We start from the raw sequence: 17,007 nt of genomic DNA on the forward strand, positions 1-17,007 counted from the left end.
CCGCGGCATGGGCCCGAGGCATGCCTCGGGCGGGTTGGGCAGGACGCCCAACCCTGGTCTTGCCGTGTGCGCAGGACAGCGCACACGAGCAAGCCGCGGCCAAGCCCCCAGGGACGGGTTCACGGCGTCCCCCGCGAATCCACCCCGCCCGGCCAAGCGCGGCTTTTGCTTTACGCGGCCAAGCAGCCAGCCACGAGGGGCTGCGCCGTTGGCTGAAAACTCAGTACCGCTTGATCCCCGGCACCGTGCAGCCTTCCAGCTGCGCATGTGCCGACACCGCATTCTCCTTCTCGCCCCGCGCCAGGCGCGACTGCTCGATCGTCGCCCAGTGCCGCCGGCACAGCGGCCCCGTCTTCGAGCCCAGATCCACCGCCTTGCGCGCGAACGTCTCCGCCTGCGCCCACTGCCCCTGCAGCAACGCCAGTTCGGCACGTTCCTGCAGCACTGCCGGGTCGCCGGCGACGATTTCCAGCGCGTGGTCCAGGCTGCTGGCGGCACCGGCCAGGTCGTTCGCCTGGCGTTGCGCCAGCGCGGTCACCCGCAGATCTTCCACCTGCGAATCACGCAGCGGCTGCACCGACAGCTCCTTGTCGTCAGGACCTGCGGCCGCATCCACCGCAGCCAGGCGCTGTGCCGGCGTAGTGGTATCGACCGGCTTGACCACCGGCGGTGCACTGCTCACGCAGGCGGCCAGGGCCAGGCTGAGGCCGGTCAGGGCCAGGGGCTGCAGCAGGGATCGCATGTTCATCGGCATCATCGGCTCGGGGGAGGAGTGGCGGCGGCGGGCGCCGCAGCAGGTTCGGCAGGCGCTTCCGGCTTGCGGTCCAGGCCGAACCAGCTGCGCCAGCCACCGCCCTCGCCTTCGGCACCCTGCCCGTCCGGCGACACCGCAGGCGCACACGGCGCATAGGCCGGCGCATAGCCCACCACGAACGGGAAACGACGCGCGCCCGGGCAGCCTTCATCCGTGCTGTTGAGGCCGGTGGGCGCCACCGACTGCCAGTCCAGGCCCTTGTTGCTGACCCGCAGCGGCGCACTTGGCAGGCGCTGGAAGATGCCCGACCAGACCCGCATCGCGCCGGTGGCACCGTACAGGCCGGCCTGCTCGTTCTGGTCGTTGCCGATCCAGATCACCGCCAGATGATCGCCGGTGTAACCGGCGTACCAGCTGTCGCGGCCATCGTTGGTGGTACCGGTCTTGCCGGCCGGCTGCAGGCGGCCGAGGCCATCGGCGTTGAGCCGCTGCGCGGTGCCGCTGGCAACCACCTGCTGCAGGCCGACACTGATCAGGTTGGCGGCAATCGAGTCGCCTTCCTGGGCCGGTGCCGGGGTCTTGTCGTAACGCTTGAGCAGCTTGCCCTGCGGGTCAAGCACGCCACGCACCGCATGCAACGGCTGGATTTCGCCACCGGACGCAAGGAACTGGTACAGCTGTGCCATCGCGTACGGGCTCTGGTCGGTCGAACCGAGGATCACCGCCGGGTTGGCCTCGGCCTTGATGCCGGCCAGTACGTGGATCAGCTGGGTCACACGCTCGGGGCCGACCTGCATGCCCACGCGCACCGTGGCCTGGTTGTAGGAATGCGCCAGCGCGTCGATCAGGCGCACGGTGCCGTGGCTGCGGTTGTCCGCGTTGCCCGGGTTCCAGTTGCGGCCACGGCCGAGCTGCACCGTCACCGGCGAATCGTCGACCCAGCTGGCCAGCGAGTAGCGGTCCGGCTGCGCCAGCGCCAGCAGGTACACGAACGGCTTGAGCAGCGAGCCGACCGGGCGCTGTGCTTCGATCGCTCGATTGAAGCCGACCTCGGACACCTCACGGCTGCCGATCACCGCCAGCACGTCACCGTTGTGCACGTCGGTCAGCACCATGCCGGCCTGCAGTTCGGGGCGACGCTTGCTCTCCAGCGACTTGATGGTGCGGGTCACCGCGCCTTCGGCATAGGCCTGCGCGGACGGCGACATGCCGGTCATCACGCTCAGGCCGGCGCCCTGCAGGGCCGATTCCGGATAGTCATGGCCCAGCTGGCGGCGGACCAGGTCGACATAGGCGGGGAAGCGGTTGGCGGCAACCAAGCCCGGCGTCTTGGGCACGCCCAGTGGGGCCTTCAACGCACGCTGGTACTCGGCGTCATCGATCAGCGTGGCTTCGTGCAGTTTGCCCAGTACGAAGTTGCGGCGATCCAGTGCGCGTTCCGGATTGCGCCGCGGGTCGTAGAAGGACGGACCCTTGACCAGGCCGATCAGCAGCGCGATCTGCTCGGTCTCCAGCGACTGCAGGTCGCGGCCGAACCAGAACTCGGCGCCAGAGGACATGCCATGAATCGCCTGGCTGCCACGCTGGCCCAGGTACACCTGGTTGAGGTAGGCCTCGAAGATGGTGCGCTTGTCGTAGCGCGCTTCCATGATCAGCGCGTACAGCACTTCGTTGAACTTGCGGGTTACCGTCTGCTCCTTGCCGATGCCGAGCAGGCCGCTGCGGGCCAGCTGCTGGGTCAGCGTGGAGGCGCCCTGGCGGCTCTGGCCACCGGAACGGATGGTCACCCACACCGCGCGCGCGATGCCGGACAGGTCAATGCCGTGGTGGCGGTTGAAGTCCTTGTCCTCCACCGCCTGCAGGCCGGTCACCAGCAGGTCCGGCGCCTCGTCCATGCGGATCAGGCGGCGTTCTTCCTGCTTCTGGCCGTACAGGGTGGCGATGCGGGCCGGGTCCAACCGTGCGGCCTTCAGGGCCTTGCGGTTGTCGGCGTCGCGCAACGAGGCGACCGCACCATCGGCCAGCGACAGTTCGAGCCGGCGCGGGGCAACCCGGCCATCGACGTCGTTGTAACCGCGGCTGGAGATGACGAAGCGCCCGCCGTTCACCGCATAGGTGGCCGGCTCCTTGCCCTGGCCGTCATCGCGGTAGGCCGAAGCGGCCAGCTCGGTCTTCAGCGTGGACGCATCCATCGCCTTGCCGGGGGTGAGCACCAGCGGGCGCGCATAGACGCGCGTCGGGATCTGCCAGCGCAGTTCGCCGAAACGCTGGGTCACCTGCTGGTTCAGGTACAGCGTATAGGGAATGAGGAAACCCAATCCCAACGCGACCGCAGCCATGCTCCAGGTGATCAGCCGGCGCCGCCACAGCGGGCCGTTGTCCTGCTGGTCGTCGTCGTCGAAATCGTCGATGTCGTCGGAATCGTAGCGTCGGGGCACGGGAATGCGAGAATGTAGGGTCTGGCGAGTCTACCCCAGCCGCTGCGGCTGGCGAATTCTCCCGGGTTCCCCTGCTTAAGCTGGAGTTGCAACCGGATGGCGATGTCCCTGGCCGAGATCCGATACCTGATCAACCGCCTCACGGGCCTGGCCCGCCGGAGCCTGGCCAGCCTGCGTACCCGTGGGTGGCGGGCGACCTGGCAGCGCATCTGCGTGCATACCCAGCGCGCCGTTCCCGCGCCGCGTACGCCGCTGTTCCTGCCGCCGGCACAGGATTTCGCCCCCTTCACGGTGCCGTTCAGCGAGACGCCGGAAGTGAGCATCGTCATCCCGGTCTACAACCACGCCGGCCACACCCTGGCCTGCCTGCGCGCCCTGGCGGCGCACCCGCCCGCAGCCGCGTGCGAGATCCTGGTCGTGGATGACGGCAGCAGCGACGCCACCGTGCAGTGGATGCCGCAGGTCGCCGGGCTGCGCTATGAAGTGCGCGAGCACAACGGCGGTTTCATCGAGGCCTGCAACGATGGCGTGTCGCGCGCACGCGGCCGCTACGTGGTGCTGCTCAACAACGATACGGTGCCGCAGCCGGGCTGGCTCGACGCTCTGCTGGACACGTTCGCCAGCACGCCCGACGCCGGCCTGGTCGGCAGCCAGCTGCTGTACCCGGATGGCCGCCTGCAGGAATCGGGGGGCGTGATCTTCGCCAACGGCAGCGGCTGGAGCTACGGCCGTTTCGAGGCGGCGGACGACCCGCGTTTTGCCAGCCTGCGCGACGTCGACTACTGCTCCGGTGCGGCGCTGATGCTGCCGCGCGCCCTCTGGCAGCAGCTGGATGGCTTCGATACCCGCTACAAGCCGGCCTACTACGAGGACACCGACCTGGCTTTCCGCGTCCGTGCACAGGGCCTGCGCGTTCTGGTTCAGCCGGCCAGCCGGGTGATCCACGACGAAGGCACCAGCAACGGCACCGACACCGGCAGTGGGGTGAAGGCCTACCAGGTGCGCAACCAGGCCATCTTCGCCGCCCGCTGGGCCACCGAGCTGGCCCGCCATCCGGCCGTGAGCGAAGTGCCGTCGCCGGCGCTGCTGCTGCGTGGCCGACGCCAGGTGCTGATCCTGGACGAGGAAGTACCGCGGCCGGATCGCGATTCCGCGTCGCTGCGCCAGGTGAACCTGATCCGCCTGCTGCTGCAGGGCGGCGCTCATGTGGTGTTTGTCCCCACCCGCCGCGAACATGGCGGTGCCGCCACCGAAGCACTGCAGCGGATGGGCGTGGAAGTCTGGTATGCACCGTTCCTCGATGGCGTCGCCAGCTGGCTGCGAACGCACGGTGTGCGCTTCCACGTGGCGCTGCTGGTCCGCCACCACGTCGCCCACGAGTGCCTGCCGCTGCTGGAGCGCTATGCGCCGCAGGCACGCACCGTGTTCGACACCGTGGACCTGCATTACCTGCGCGAACGTCGTGGTGCCGAAGTCGCCGGTGATGCCGGGCTGCTGCGCGCCGCCGAGCGCACCCGCGCCAGCGAGCTGGCGGTGATGGAGCAGTGCGACGTCACCGTGCTGGTCAGCGCCGCCGAGCGCGAGCAGCTGCAGGCCGACGCCCCTTCCGTGCAGGTGGAGCTGATCTCCAATCTCCATGACGTCGCCGGCGCCGGCAAGCCGTTCGAACAGCGCCATGATCTGGTGTTTGTCGGCGGCTTCCGCCATCCGCCGAACCTGGATGCCATGGAGTGGTTCATCGGCGAAGTCTTCGCCGGTATCCGCGCCCGCCTGCCCGATGTACGCCTGCACTGCATCGGTGCCGCCACACCCGATTCGCTACTGGCATTGGCCGCACGCCAGCCCGGCGTGCAGATGCACGGTTTCGTCGAGGACATCACGCCCTACATGGACGGCGCACGCATTTCCATCGCGCCGCTGCGCTTCGGCGCCGGCGTGAAGGGCAAGATCAACCTGAGCATGGCCCATGGCCAGCCGGTGGTCGGTACCACCTGCGCCGTGGAAGGGATGCACCTGCACCCGGGCCAGGACGTGCTGGTGGCCGATGATGCGGCGGGCTTCGCCGATGCGGTGGTCCGCCTGTACCAGGATCCGCAGCTGTGGCAGCAGCTGTCCGATGCCGGCCTGGCCAACATCGCAGAGCACTTCTCCCTCGACGCTGCCCGCGCAACCGTACAGCGGGTGTTCTTCACCTAATCCGGGCGACCGCCGGCGCGGCGCAGGCGGTCTTCGAACGCCGGCAGCTCGGCCAGGTCCGGCTGCAGCAAACGGGCCTGTTCGGCGGCATGCGCCGCGAAAGCCAGGTCGCCGTTGCCGAGCCGTTCGCTACCGATCGCCAGCCAGCGCTGGGCCAGGCGCAGGCGCGCCGAGGGGAGCCCGGCCGCGGTCGGCGACAGGGTCTGCCAGGCCTGTAGGCAGGCACCTGCGGCCTGCACACGGTTCTGCCGCAGGTTGTCGTCGAAGCAGCGGCGACTGGCGGGCAGCAGCCGCGCTGCGGCAGCCTTCACCCGTGCATCGCGTGGCGCCAGTGACTGCGCTTCGCGCAACGCGTCGAACGCACTGTGGCCGGGGGGGCTGATCCATTGCCCGGCACGTTCGGCGCGCTCGATCCTGCGCAGGTGGTCGCGCAGCTGGCGCTCGCGCTGCGTGTTGCTGACCGCCGGCTGCTGCAGCGCCTTCTGCGCCTGTTGTGCGCGCTGCAGGCGTTGCGCAAGCTGCTGTTGCGCGGCCGGCGAAGCACCCAGTTCCGCCGCCAGCGCGGCATCGGCCTGCGCCGCCTCGAACTGGAAGTCGTCGGCCTGCTTCTGGCTGCGTGCCAGCACCGCCTGCAAGGTCTGTTCGCGGCCGCGCTGGGCACTGGAATCATCAACCGCTACTGCCAGCACGGCGAGGAACCCCTTCGCTGCGGATTCCAGCTGCCGGCGCTGCAAAGCGCGCTGAGCCTGACGCAGGCGCTGGTCGACAGCCTGTGCCAATGCTTCCTGGCTGGCGGGCAGATCAGCATGGCCGGCATCAAACTGGCGCGCACGCTGCAGTATCGCGGCTGCCTCGGCCAGCTCGCCGCGCCCGGCCAGGATGCGGGCCTGCTGCAGCAGATCGCTCAGTGCGTCCTCGCGACCTTCCAGCGCCGGCAGATTGTCCGGCTGCAATGCCAGGATGCGCTGGAACAGAGGCAGCGCGCTGCTGTCACCTTCGTCCAGCCGGCCCGCTGCAAAGGCGTTGCGCGCCTGCGCCAGCAGTGCACCGATGCCGGCACCTGCACTGCGCCGGGCCTGCAGCTGGCGAGCCACGGCGTCAGCATCGCCCTGCGGCACCTGCAGTTCCCGGGCCAGAGCCAGCGCCTGCGCGCTGCCCTCGAGGTCGTTGGCCTGCAGCTTTTCGCTGGCCTGCTGCAGGGCCGCGGCGCCGGTACGGGCCAGCCCTTCGCGGGCCTGCGGACGATCACCATCCAGCGCCAGAACGGCCTGGTAGCGCTCGCGCGCACCACTGCCATCGGCTGCACTCAGCCGGCCGGCCGCCAGTGCGCGGTCGCCTTCGGCCAGCAGCTGTTCGATCTGCGGCTCATCCCAGAACCAGTCAGCCAACGGCTTGCGCAACAGCACCAGCAGCACGAACACCGCCAGCGCCGCGACCAGCGCCCAGCGCCACACCCGGCGCGCGTGGCGTGCCTGCAGCCACCACCAACGGCCTTCGCGGCGGACGCGGTCCAGCGCAGGATGTTCAGCGCCATGCGGGCGATGCGGGGGCTCGCGTTCCATGCGTGCAGGGTAGCCGGGGCAGCGTGAAGCTCAGCCGAGGCGACGCGCCTCGCTCACGCCAGGCAGCGCATCCAGCTTGCCCAGCAGGGTCGACAGCTGGCCGTAGTCGCTCACCTTCAGACGCAGGCGCAGGTGGGCACGGCCACTGTTGCGTACGTTGTCACTGTGGATGTCGAGCACGTAGGCGTCTTCCTGGGCGATCAGGTTGGTGATGTCCTTCAGCAGCCAGCGGCGGTCGACCGCAGTGACCACCACGTCCACTTCGTAGCCGCCGCCAGCCTGGCCCCACTCCACCGGCAGGATGCGCTGCGGGCTGGTGGCTGCCAGCCGGGCCAGCGCGGCACAGTCTGCACGATGCACGGTGACACCCCGGCTACGGGTCAGGTAGCCGACGATCGGCTCGCCAGCCACCGGCTGGCAGCAGCGTGCCAGCTGCACCAGCAGGTTGCCCACGCCCTGCACGGTGAACTTGGACTTACCCAGGTTCTCGCGGCGCGCGGTCGGCCGCGGCAGGGTCGGCGCGGGCGCCGGCTGGCTCGCTGCACGTTCGGCTTCCAGCAGGGTACGGCTGACCTGGTTCGGGCCGGTATCGCCCAGCGCCACCTGGATGTAGAGGTCGTCAACGCTGTCGGCGTGGAACTTCTTCGCCGCCACCGCCAGATCCGAATGCTGCAGGCCCAGACGCTTCAGCTCGCGCTCGAGCAGTTCGCGCCCGGCCTGCACGTTGCGCGCGCGGTCCAGCTTGTGGAACCAGCTGCGTACTTTCTCGCGCGAGCGGTTGCTGGCCAGGAAGCCGTTGGCCGGCATCAGCCAGTCGCGGCGCGGGTCGGCCTCCTTGCCGGTCAGGATCTCGACACGGTCGCCGCTGCGCAGGCGATAGGTCAGCGGCACGATACGGCCGTTGACCTTGGCGCCGCGGCAACGGTGCCCGACCATGGTGTGCACCTGGTAGGCGAAATCGAGCGGCGTGGCGCCCTGCGGCAAATCCAGCACCTCATCCTTCGGGCTCAGTGCATAGACCCGGTCTTCGGTCAGCTCGGCATCGAGCGCCCCGGCCAGTTCATTGCCCTGCCCGTCCTGCGCCTGCTCCAGCAGCTGGCGCATCCAGGTGATCTTGCGATCGAAGGACTTCTCCGCGCCCTTGCCGCCTTCCTTGTACTTCCAGTGCGCGGCCACGCCCAGCTCGGCCTGCGAATGCATCTCGTGAGTACGGATCTGCACTTCGATGGTGCGCCCTTCCGGGCCGACCACGGCGGTATGCAGCGAACGGTAGTCGTTGGCCTTCGGGCGGGCGATGTAATCGTCGAACTCGCTCGGCACCGGCGCCCACAGTGCATGCACCACGCCCAGCGCGGCGTAGCAGCCGGCGACATCGTCGACCATGACACGCACCGCACGGATGTCGTACAGCTGATCGAACGCCAGCCGCTTCTTCTGCATCTTCCGCCAGATGCTGTAGATGTGCTTCGGGCGGCCACTGACCTCGGCCTTGATGCCCTGCGCGACCAGCTCGCGCGACAGCACCTTCTTGACGTTCTCGACATAACGCTCGCGGGCGATGCGGGTTTCGTCCACCTCCCGCGCAATGCGCCGGTAGGTCTCCGGTTCCAGGTGGCGGAACGCCAGGTCCTCCAGCTCCCACTTCAGCTGCCAGATGCCCAGGCGGTTGGCCAATGGCGCGTGGATGTCGCGTGTCAGCTGCGCCAGCGCGCGGCGTTGCTCGTCGTCCAGCTTGTCGGCCGCACGCATGCGCGCCAGCTGCCGCGCCAGCAGGATGGGCACCACCCGCAGGTCGCGGATGATCGCCAGCAGCAGCCGGCGCAGGCCCTCGCTGTTGCGCCCTGCCTCACGGCCGGCATGCAGCGCCCACACCGGGTCGGCGGCGTCCTGGCCATCAAGCAGGCCGATCACCGCGGCCTTGTGGTTGCCCAGCGGCAACTGTTCCAGGCTCGCCCGCAGGCCAGGCAGGTCGAACAGCAGGGCCGCGACCACCGCGCCTTCGTCGGCGGAGAGCATCGCCAGTGCGTCGAGGGTGTCACCCAGCACCGACCAGCTGGCGCGCATCTGGTGATCGCACTTCGGCGCTTCCCAGTGCCCGCGCAGGGCCTGGCGCAGCGGAGCAGGCAGCACGGCTGCCGAGGGACGGTTCAACAAGGCATCCAGGCCGGGGACGGAAGCGCGGTTCACAGCATCGAGCAGGCAAGACAGAGGCCTCTACACTAGCGCCGGCGCCGTTCAGGGACAATCACCGCGGCCACCATCACCCGGCATGAAGACATGCCGCTACACTCGCGGACAAACCCAGGAGAGTCCCGACATGTCCTCGATCGTCCCGCGTTTCCGCCTACGGCTGCTGGCCTGTGCCGCACTGCTGCTGTCCCTGTCGGCGCCTGCGCTGGCCCAGCGCGTGGTGGAGGGGGACCTGCAGCAGCAGATGTCGCCGGCCGAGTTCAAGGCTGCTGGCCTGGACAAGCTCAGCGCGCAGGAACTGGCCACGCTGAACCGCTGGCTGCAGGGCAAGGTCGAAGCGGCCACCACCCAGGCGGTTGCCGCCGTACGGGAATCGGCGCGCGAGGAAGGCCGTCAGGAAGTGATCGTGAAGAATCGCGGCTTCTTCGATTTCGGCAGCAGCGAGCCGATTGTCGGCGTGCTGCAGGGCGAATTCCGCGGCTTCGGCAAAGGCCGCGTCTACGTGCTGGACAACGGCCAGGAATGGGAACAGACCGATGCAAGCACCCTGGCCGGTGTGCGCAAGCAGTCCCCCGCCGTCAGCATCAAGCCCGGCGTGATGGGCGTGTGGTACCTGAAGGTCGACGGCGTGAACACCCAGCCGAAGGTGCGCCGTACCAAGTAACGCCGTGACCCTAGCTGTGGAGCCGAGCGTGGGCTCGGCTCCACAGCAACGACGTCACGCCTGGCGCAATGCGGTCACCCGCTGCGCCAGCTTCTTCGCCGAGATGCCGGTGCGTGCACCCAGCTCCTGCGCGAACAGTGACACCCGCAGCTCTTCCAGATCCCAGCGCAGCGCCTGCCATTGCGGACGCTCGCGCAGGCCCTGCTGCTCACCCACTTCCAGCGCTTCCAGGAACGGATGCAGTTCCAGCATGCGTGCCTGGTCACGTGGCGGATCACGCTTGGCACGCTCGGTGCGCAGGATCATCGCCTTGAGATAACGCGGGTACTGCGCCAGCGCGTCAGCCGGCGTATCGCGCAGGAAGCCGGGATGGATCAGGCCGACCAGCTGCGCTTCCATGTCGTCCAGATTGCCGCGTGCCCAACCCATCAACGGTGCTTCCAGCATCGGCTTCAGTTCTGCCACCAGGGCCAGGATGGTTTCGGCCAGCTTCAGCCGCGACATGGCCTCGCCGAACAGGGCCTTGGCCGCATGCTCGCGGCGCTGCTCAAAGGCCGTCGCATCGCGGATGTCCTCCAGGCCCTCGGCCAGCACGGCGTTCATCGCTGCATCAACCAGGTCACCACGCAGGCGCTCCTGCGATTCGATGGCCGCGTACAGCAGACCGGTCTTGGCCCCCACCGGCAACTGCTTGCGTGCCTGCTTGACCTTCTCGGCCAGGGCGATTTCCAGCAGGCGGCGCACACCGAGCGGATGGGCCTCCAGCGCCTGCTGGCGGTCGGCGAAGATGCGCAGCGCTACGCTGTCGCCCTCGTCCAGCAACGCCGGATAGGCCGGTACGCCCGCTTCACCGGGCACCTGCAGCGGAATCGGCGTGGCCGGGAACGTACGCAGGCCATCGGCCGCCATCTCGCGGCCGGCGCGTGCAGCGAAAGCATCGCCGGCACGACCACCAAACTTCGCACGCAGCGCGTCCAGATCACGCGAGGTCGCCAGCACCTTGCCCTGCTCGTCGCGCAGGCGCAGGTTCATGTGCAGGTGCGGCTCGATCGAACCGGGCTCGAAATCGAGCGCGGTCACCGTGGCGCCGGTTGCGCGTGACAGGAAACGCGCCAGTTCGCCGGTGATGGCATCGGCGCTGGGCTGCGGGAACGCCTCGTAGAACGCGCGGCCGAAGTCCGGCGCCGGCACGTAGTTGCGGCGCATCGCCTTGGGCAGGCTGCGGATCAGTGCCGAGGCCTTGTCGGCAACGAAGCCCGGTGCCAGCCAGCCCAGTTGCACCGGGTCCAGCGCGTTGAGCAGGTGCAGCGGCACGTCCAGGGTCACGCCGTCATCGTCGGCCCCCGGCTCGAAGCGGTAATGCAGCGGCAGCCGCGCCTGGCCCAGCGCCAGGTACTTCGGATAGCGCTCCTGTTCGCTGCCCTCACCCGGCAACAGATCGACCAGCGACCAGTGCAGGGTCTTGCGCTGTTCCGGCGCCAGTCCCTTCCACCAGGTATCCAGCCCCGCCGCCGAATGGATCTGCGGCGGCACCCGGTCCAGGTACCAGCGGGCCTGCCAGTCCTCGTCGGCAACAATGCCGGCGCGACGCAGCTTGGCTTCTTCCTCGCGGGCGATCTCCAGCACTTTCTGGTTGTCGGCCACGAAGCTGGCGCGGGTGTTGATCTCGCCGGTCACCAGTGCCTGGCGCACGAAGATGTCATGCGCTTCGCCCGGTTCGATGCGGCCGTAATGCACCGGCTTTTTCGGTGCCAGCACCAGGCCGAACAGGCTGATCTGCTCGGACGCCAGCACCTGCCCCTGCGCGCGCGACCAGTGCGGGTCGAAGTGCTTGCGCAACAGCAGGTGCGGCAGCTCGGCGATCACCCAGTCCGGCTCGATCGCGGCCAGGGTCATGCCCCACACCTTCTGCGTATCCAGCAGGTTGGCCACCAGCAGCCACGGCGGCGGGCGCTTGGACAGCGCCGAGCCCGGGAACGGCAGGAAGCGGCGCTGGCGTGGCGCCTGGAAATCGCCCTTCTCGGTACGGTGGCCGATCTGCGTCGGCAGGCCCGCCACCAGCGCCCGGTGCAGGGTCTGGTAGGCAGCGGCGCGCACGCGTTCGCTGAAACCGCCGCCAACCGGCGCCTGTTCCTTCTGCGCGCGCACGGCCACCGGCGCCGGGGCTGTCTCCGCCCTGCCCTCGCGGGCCAGGCGCGCGGCGCGGTGCAGCTGGCCTCGGGTGGCTTTCACCGCCGCTGCGTCGTCACGCGCCGGTGCCGGCGCACTGCTGCCGGCCAGCAACGGTGCGATCGAGGCCTCGATGGCTTCTTCCTTCCAGCCCAGTTCCTCGCACAGCAGGCGCAGCTGGCGGTGCAGCTCGCGCCACTCGCGCATGCGCAGGAAGCCGAGGAAATGACGGCCGCACCAGTCGCGCAGCTTGGACTGGGTCAGATCTTCATGGGCCTGCCGATAGGCATCCCACAGGCGCAGCACGCCAACGAACTCGGAACGACCATCGGCGAACTGCGCATGCGCGCTGTCGGCTGCACCGCGTGCTTCGGGCGGACGTTCGCGCGGGTCCTGGATGCCCAGGAACGAGGCGATCACCAGCATCGGCCGCAGGCAACCGGCGGCCTGCGCAGCCACCAGCATGCGCGCCAGCTTCACGTCCACCGGCAGGCGTGCCATCTGCTTGCCGATGGTGGTCATGCGCCGCTCGGCGTCGATCGCGCCCAGTTCGGTCAGTTGCTGCCAGCCATCGGCCACCGCACGCTCGTCCGGTGCCTCCAGGAACGGGAACTCCTCGATCCGGCCCAGGCCCAGCTGCAGCATGCGCAGGATCACCCCGGCCAGGCTGGAGCGGCGGATTTCCGGATCGGTGAACTCCGGACGCGCCTGGAAATCGGATTCGGCGTACAGGCGGTAGCAGATGCCCTCGGCGATACGGCCGCAGCGGCCCTTGCGCTGGTTGGCGCTGGCCTGCGAGATCGGCTCGATGTGCAGGCGGTCCAGCTTGTTGCGCGGGCTGTAGCGCTTGACGCGGGCGAAGCCCGGATCGACCACGTAGCGGATGCGCGGCACCGTCAGCGAAGTTTCCGCCACGTTGGTGGCCAGCACGATGCGCCGGTTCGGGCCCGGGTTGAATACCCGGTCCTGGTCCTGGTTGGACAGGCGCGCATACAGCGGCAGCACCTCGGTATTGCGGTACTTGCGCCGTTCCAGCGACTGGTGCGCATCGCGGATCTCGCGCTCGCCCGGCAAGAAAATCAGCACGTCGCCACGCGAATCCAGGCGGGTGATCTCGTCGATGGCCGACACGATGGCGTCGTTGACGGTGCGTTCGCCCTGGTCTTCGCCCTCGCCTTCCAGCGCGCGGTAGCGCACTTCCACCGGATAGGTACGGCCTTCGACGCTGATCACCGGCGCATTGTCGAAATGCTGGGCGAAGCGTTCGGTGTCGATGGTGGCCGAGGTGACGATCAGCTTCAGGTCCGGGCGCTTGCGCAGCAGCTGCTTCAGGTAGCCCAGCAGGAAGTCGATGTTGAGGCTGCGTTCGTGCGCCTCGTCGACGATGATCGTGTCGTAGTTCGACAACCAGCGATCACTGGCGATCTCCGCCAGCAGGATGCCGTCGGTCATGAACTTGATGCGGCTGTCTTCGCTGACCTTGTCGTTGAAGCGCACCTGGTAGCCGACCAGCTGGCCCAGCTCGCTCTGCAGCTCCTGCGCCACGCGGCTGGCCACCGCACGTGCGGCAATCCGTCGCGGCTGGGTGCAGCCGATCATGCCGGCCTGGCCACGGCCCGCGGCCAGGCACAGTTTCGGCAGCTGGGTGGTCTTGCCCGAGCCGGTTTCACCGGCGATCACCACGACCTGGTGATCGCGGATCAGCTCGATGATCGCGTCGGCTTCACGCGCAATCGGCAGCTGCGGGTCCAGAGTAATGGACGGCTGCTGCTGCGCCCGTGTCATCCGGCGCTGCACCGACGCCTGCAAGGCCTGCTCGAAGGTAGCGGTCAGCGCCGCATCCTGTGGCTTGGCCTGGCAACGCGAGAGCATCCCCAGCAAACGGCCCCGGTCGCGGCTCATGGCGCCGTCGATGGCGGCGCGCTGTTGGCGCAGGCGGGGCGGCGGATTTTTATCGATAGAGTTCATCAATCGGTTCGTTCAAAACTTTGAAAGCGACCAGTCATCACGACCGGTTTATTGTGAAGGCCAACGATTCCACAAGGAGGAACCCCATGGCGAAGACCAAGAGCACGACCAAGGCCAAGACCGGCAAGCAGAAGCTTGCAGCGGCGGCACCGTCGGCGCCGAACATCGATATCGGGATCACCCAGGGCGACCGCAAGAAGATCGCCGACGGTCTGTCGCGCTTCCAGGCCGATGCGTTCACGCTCTACCTGAAGACGCACAACTTCCACTGGAACGTGACCGGGTCGATGTTCAACTCGCTGCACACCATGTTCGAGACGCAGTACACCGAGCAGTGGGCGGCACTGGACGACGTGGCCGAGCGCATCCGCGCGCTGGGCTTCAATGCCCCGGGCTCCTACCGGGAATTCGCTGCGCTGACCTCGATCGCCGAGGAACCGGGCCTGACCGACAGTGCGGACTGGCGTGAAATGGTACGCCAGTTGGTGGTCGCCAACGAAGCGGTCTGCCGTACGGCACGTGAAGTGCTGGAGGTGGCGGCCAAGGGTGACGACGCCCCGACCGAGGATCTGATGACCCAGCGGCTGCAGACCCACGAGAAGTACGCCTGGATGCTGCGTTCCCTGCTCCAGTAAGGGTTGGGGGTGTTCGGCAGGGCTGCGCCCTGCACCCGCAGAGGCAACTGCAACGGCAACGGCCGGAGCAAAAGCTGGTTTCCTGTGGGTTGGCGGGGTGGGTCCGGCGGCAGGGGACGCCGTAAACCCATCCTTGGGGGCTTGGCCGCGGCATCCATGCCGCGGACACCCCTGCCACCGGACCCACCCCGCCTTCGACAGATTTCCGCGATCTGCCAGCAAAGCCATTGGGATCAGATCCGTTTTCCGCAGGAAAACAGATCTGATCCCACTATGTTTGTCGATATCTGACAGATTTCATCCACGCATGGCGTGGATCTACGAGCCGCCGGCCAACTGTCGAAGGCGGGGCGGTGTCGGATTGCGGGGTGTCAGCCGCATGGATGCGGCTGCCAAGCCCCCAAGGATGGGTTCACGGCGTCCCCGCAATCCGACACCGCCCCGCCAACCCACGGGTGGCCCGCTCTTGACGTTGACGTTGCCGTTGATTCGGCGGGTGCAGGGCGCAGCCCTGCCGAGACTCCCCCGCCGGGGTAAACTAGCCGGATGGCTTCCCGTCCCGCGCACGACCTGCTCCAACGCGTCTTTGGTTACGACGATTTCCGTGGTCCCCAGCAGGACATCGTGGAGCATGTGGCTGCCGGTCACGATGCCCTGGTGCTGATGCCCACCGGCGGCGGCAAGTCGCTGTGCTACCAGGTCCCGGCTCTGCTGCGTGACGGATGTGGCATCGTCATCTCGCCGCTGATCGCGCTGATGCAGGACCAGGTCGAAGCCCTGCGCCAGCTCGGCGTGCGTGCTGAGTACCTGAATTCAACCCTGGATGCCGAGACCGCCGGCCGCGTCGAGCGCGAACTGCTCGCTGGTGAGCTGGACATGCTCTATGTCGCGCCCGAGCGGCTGCTGACCGGTCGCTTCCTGTCGTTGCTGTCACGCAGCCAGATCGCCCTGTTCGCCATCGACGAAGCACACTGCGTCTCGCAGTGGGGCCATGACTTCCGCCCCGAATACCGCCAGCTGACCGTGCTGCACGAGCGTTGGCCGCAGATCCCGCGGATCGCTCTGACCGCCACCGCCGACCCGCCGACCCAGCGCGAGATCGCCGAGCGCCTCGATCTGCAGGAAGCACGTCATTTCGTCAGTTCCTTCGACCGCCCCAACATCCGCTACACCGTGGTGCAGAAGGACAATGCCCGCAAGCAGCTGACCGATTTCCTGCGCGGCCACCGTGGCGAGGCCGGCATCGTCTACTGCATGTCACGGCGCAAGGTTGAAGAGACCGCCGAATTCCTCTGCGGCCAGGGCTTCAACGCCCTGCCCTACCATGCCGGCCTGCCGCCGGACGTGCGCGCCAACAACCAGCGCCGCTTCCTGCGCGAGGATGGCATCGTGATGTGCGCCACCATCGCCTTCGGCATGGGCATCGACAAGCCGGACGTGCGCTTCGTGGCGCATACCGACCTGCCCAAGTCGATGGAAGGCTACTACCAGGAAACCGGTCGCGCCGGCCGCGATGGCGAGGCCGCCGAGGCCTGGCTGTGCTACGGCCTGGGCGATGTGGTGCTGCTCAAGCAGATGATCGAGCAGTCCGAGGCCGGCGAAGAGCGCAAGCAGCTGGAGCGGTCCAAGCTCGATCACCTGCTGGGTTACTGCGAGTCGATGCAGTGCCGCCGCCAGGTGCTGCTGGCCGGTTTCGGCGAGACCTATCCCCAGCCCTGCGGCAACTGCGACAATTGCCTGACACCGCCGGCCTCGTGGGACGCAACCATTCCGGCGCAGAAGGCGCTGAGCTGCGTTTACCGCAGCGGCCAGCGCTTCGGCGTCGGTCACCTGATCGACGTCCTGCGCGGCAGCGAGAACGAGAAGGTGAAGCAGCAGGGCCACGACAAGCTCAGCACCTACGCCATCGGCCGCGATCTGGATGCGCGCACCTGGCGCAGTGTGTTCCGCCAGCTGGTCGCCGCCAGCCTGCTGGAAGTGGACAGCGAGGGCCACGGTGGCCTGCGCCTGACCGATGCCAGCCGCGACGTGCTGACCGGCCGCCGCCAGATCAGCATGCGCCGCGACCCGGCCAGCAGCACCAGCGGACGCGAACGCAGCGCGCAGCGCACCGGCCTGTCGGTGCTGCCGCAGGACCTGGCCCTGTTCAATGCCCTGCGCGGCCTGCGTGCTGAACTGGCCCGCGAACAGAACGTGCCGGCCTTCGTGATCTTCCACGACAGTACCCTGCGCAACATCGCCGAGCAGCGCCCGACCAGCCTGGACGAACTGGCCCGGGTCGGCGGCATCGGTGGTACCAAGCTGAGCCGCTACGGCCCGCGCCTGGTCGAAATCGTGCGTGAAGAAGGGTAGCGGCGGACTCGGCTCTACATTGGTGCTGGTCCAACCTTGAACCGGCCATTCAGCGGGAAGTGCATCCGCGGCCACTTGC

The 17,007-nt window shown here is 68.3% G+C and carries 9 protein-coding genes; 4 read left to right on the top strand and 5 right to left on the bottom strand.

The window, feature by feature from the left end; genetic code table 11:
• Positions 1 to 220 precede the first annotated feature (220 nt).
• Together AC13GF_RS12220 and mrcB are read right to left on the bottom strand one after the other, a co-directional pair.
• The gene (locus AC13GF_RS12220; RefSeq protein ID WP_483004779.1) at positions 221 to 757 is read right to left on the bottom strand and encodes a hypothetical protein; all 537 of its coding nucleotides are present in this window, start codon (positions 755 to 757) and stop codon (positions 221 to 223) included.
• Positions 754 to 3,192, bottom strand: a complete 2,439-nt coding sequence (gene mrcB / locus AC13GF_RS12225; RefSeq protein WP_043399215.1) for a penicillin-binding protein 1B — start codon at positions 3,190 to 3,192, stop codon at positions 754 to 756. Before mrcB ends, AC13GF_RS12220 begins: the two co-directional genes overlap by 4 nt.
• A 96-nt stretch (positions 3,193 to 3,288) precedes the next feature.
• Here mrcB and AC13GF_RS12230 point away from each other — a divergent pair, with 96 nt between their 5' ends.
• A complete protein-coding gene (locus tag AC13GF_RS12230; RefSeq protein ID WP_483004780.1) occupies positions 3,289 to 5,388 on the top strand; it encodes a glycosyltransferase in 2,100 nt (699 codons plus the stop codon).
• Here the strand turns inward: AC13GF_RS12230 and AC13GF_RS12235 are convergent.
• Together AC13GF_RS12235 and AC13GF_RS12240 are read right to left on the bottom strand one after the other, a co-directional pair.
• A complete protein-coding gene (locus AC13GF_RS12235) occupies positions 5,385 to 6,950 on the bottom strand; it encodes a coiled-coil domain-containing protein (protein ID WP_483004781.1) in 1,566 nt (521 codons plus the stop codon). The genes AC13GF_RS12230 and AC13GF_RS12235 overlap by 4 nt on opposite strands.
• 30 nt (positions 6,951 to 6,980) lie before the next feature.
• Positions 6,981 to 9,137 carry a RelA/SpoT family protein gene (locus AC13GF_RS12240; RefSeq protein WP_483004782.1) on the bottom strand — a complete coding sequence of 719 codons (2,157 nt, stop codon included), beginning with the start codon at positions 9,135 to 9,137 and terminating at the stop codon, positions 6,981 to 6,983.
• Between the two features lie 130 nt (positions 9,138 to 9,267).
• Between AC13GF_RS12240 and AC13GF_RS12245 the strand changes: the two genes are divergently transcribed.
• Positions 9,268 to 9,804 carry a hypothetical protein gene (locus AC13GF_RS12245; protein ID WP_483004783.1) on the top strand — a complete coding sequence of 179 codons (537 nt, stop codon included), beginning with the start codon at positions 9,268 to 9,270 and terminating at the stop codon, positions 9,802 to 9,804.
• Between the two features lie 54 nt (positions 9,805 to 9,858).
• On the opposite strand, the gene hrpA is transcribed toward AC13GF_RS12245, so the two are convergent.
• Complete coding sequence (hrpA, locus tag AC13GF_RS12250; RefSeq protein ID WP_483004784.1) at positions 9,859 to 13,941, bottom strand: ATP-dependent RNA helicase HrpA; 4,083 nt, start codon at positions 13,939 to 13,941, stop codon at positions 9,859 to 9,861.
• Between the two features lie 86 nt (positions 13,942 to 14,027).
• Here hrpA and AC13GF_RS12255 point away from each other — a divergent pair, with 86 nt between their 5' ends.
• On the top strand, positions 14,028 to 14,576 hold the full coding sequence (locus AC13GF_RS12255; protein ID WP_005410730.1) for a Dps family protein: 549 nt from the start codon (positions 14,028 to 14,030) through the stop codon (positions 14,574 to 14,576).
• Positions 14,577 to 15,122: 546 nt separating this feature from the next.
• Positions 15,123 to 16,928, top strand: coding sequence for a DNA helicase RecQ (gene recQ, locus AC13GF_RS12260; RefSeq protein ID WP_049400500.1), 1,806 nt, complete (start codon positions 15,123 to 15,125; stop codon positions 16,926 to 16,928).
• Positions 16,929 to 17,007: the final 79 nt, after the last annotated feature.

Source organism: Stenotrophomonas sp. 22LJNL06-5-1, from assembly GCF_056861455.1.

Bases quoted from the DNA above. Each gene is read 5' to 3' on its own strand.
- AC13GF_RS12255 (WP_005410730.1), top strand. From the start codon at position 14,028: ATGGCGAAGACCAAGAGCACGACCAAGGCCAAGACCGGCAAGCAGAAG.
- AC13GF_RS12245 (WP_483004783.1), top strand. From the start codon at position 9,268: ATGTCCTCGATCGTCCCGCGTTTCCGCCTACGGCTGCTGGCCTGTGCC.
- recQ (WP_049400500.1), top strand. From the start codon at position 15,123: ATGGCTTCCCGTCCCGCGCACGACCTGCTCCAACGCGTCTTTGGTTAC.
- AC13GF_RS12235 (WP_483004781.1), bottom strand. From the start codon at position 6,950: ATGGAACGCGAGCCCCCGCATCGCCCGCATGGCGCTGAACATCCTGCG.
- AC13GF_RS12220 (WP_483004779.1), bottom strand. From the start codon at position 757: ATGATGCCGATGAACATGCGATCCCTGCTGCAGCCCCTGGCCCTGACC.
- hrpA (WP_483004784.1), bottom strand. From the start codon at position 13,941: ATGAACTCTATCGATAAAAATCCGCCGCCCCGCCTGCGCCAACAGCGC.
- AC13GF_RS12230 (WP_483004780.1), top strand. From the start codon at position 3,289: ATGGCGATGTCCCTGGCCGAGATCCGATACCTGATCAACCGCCTCACG.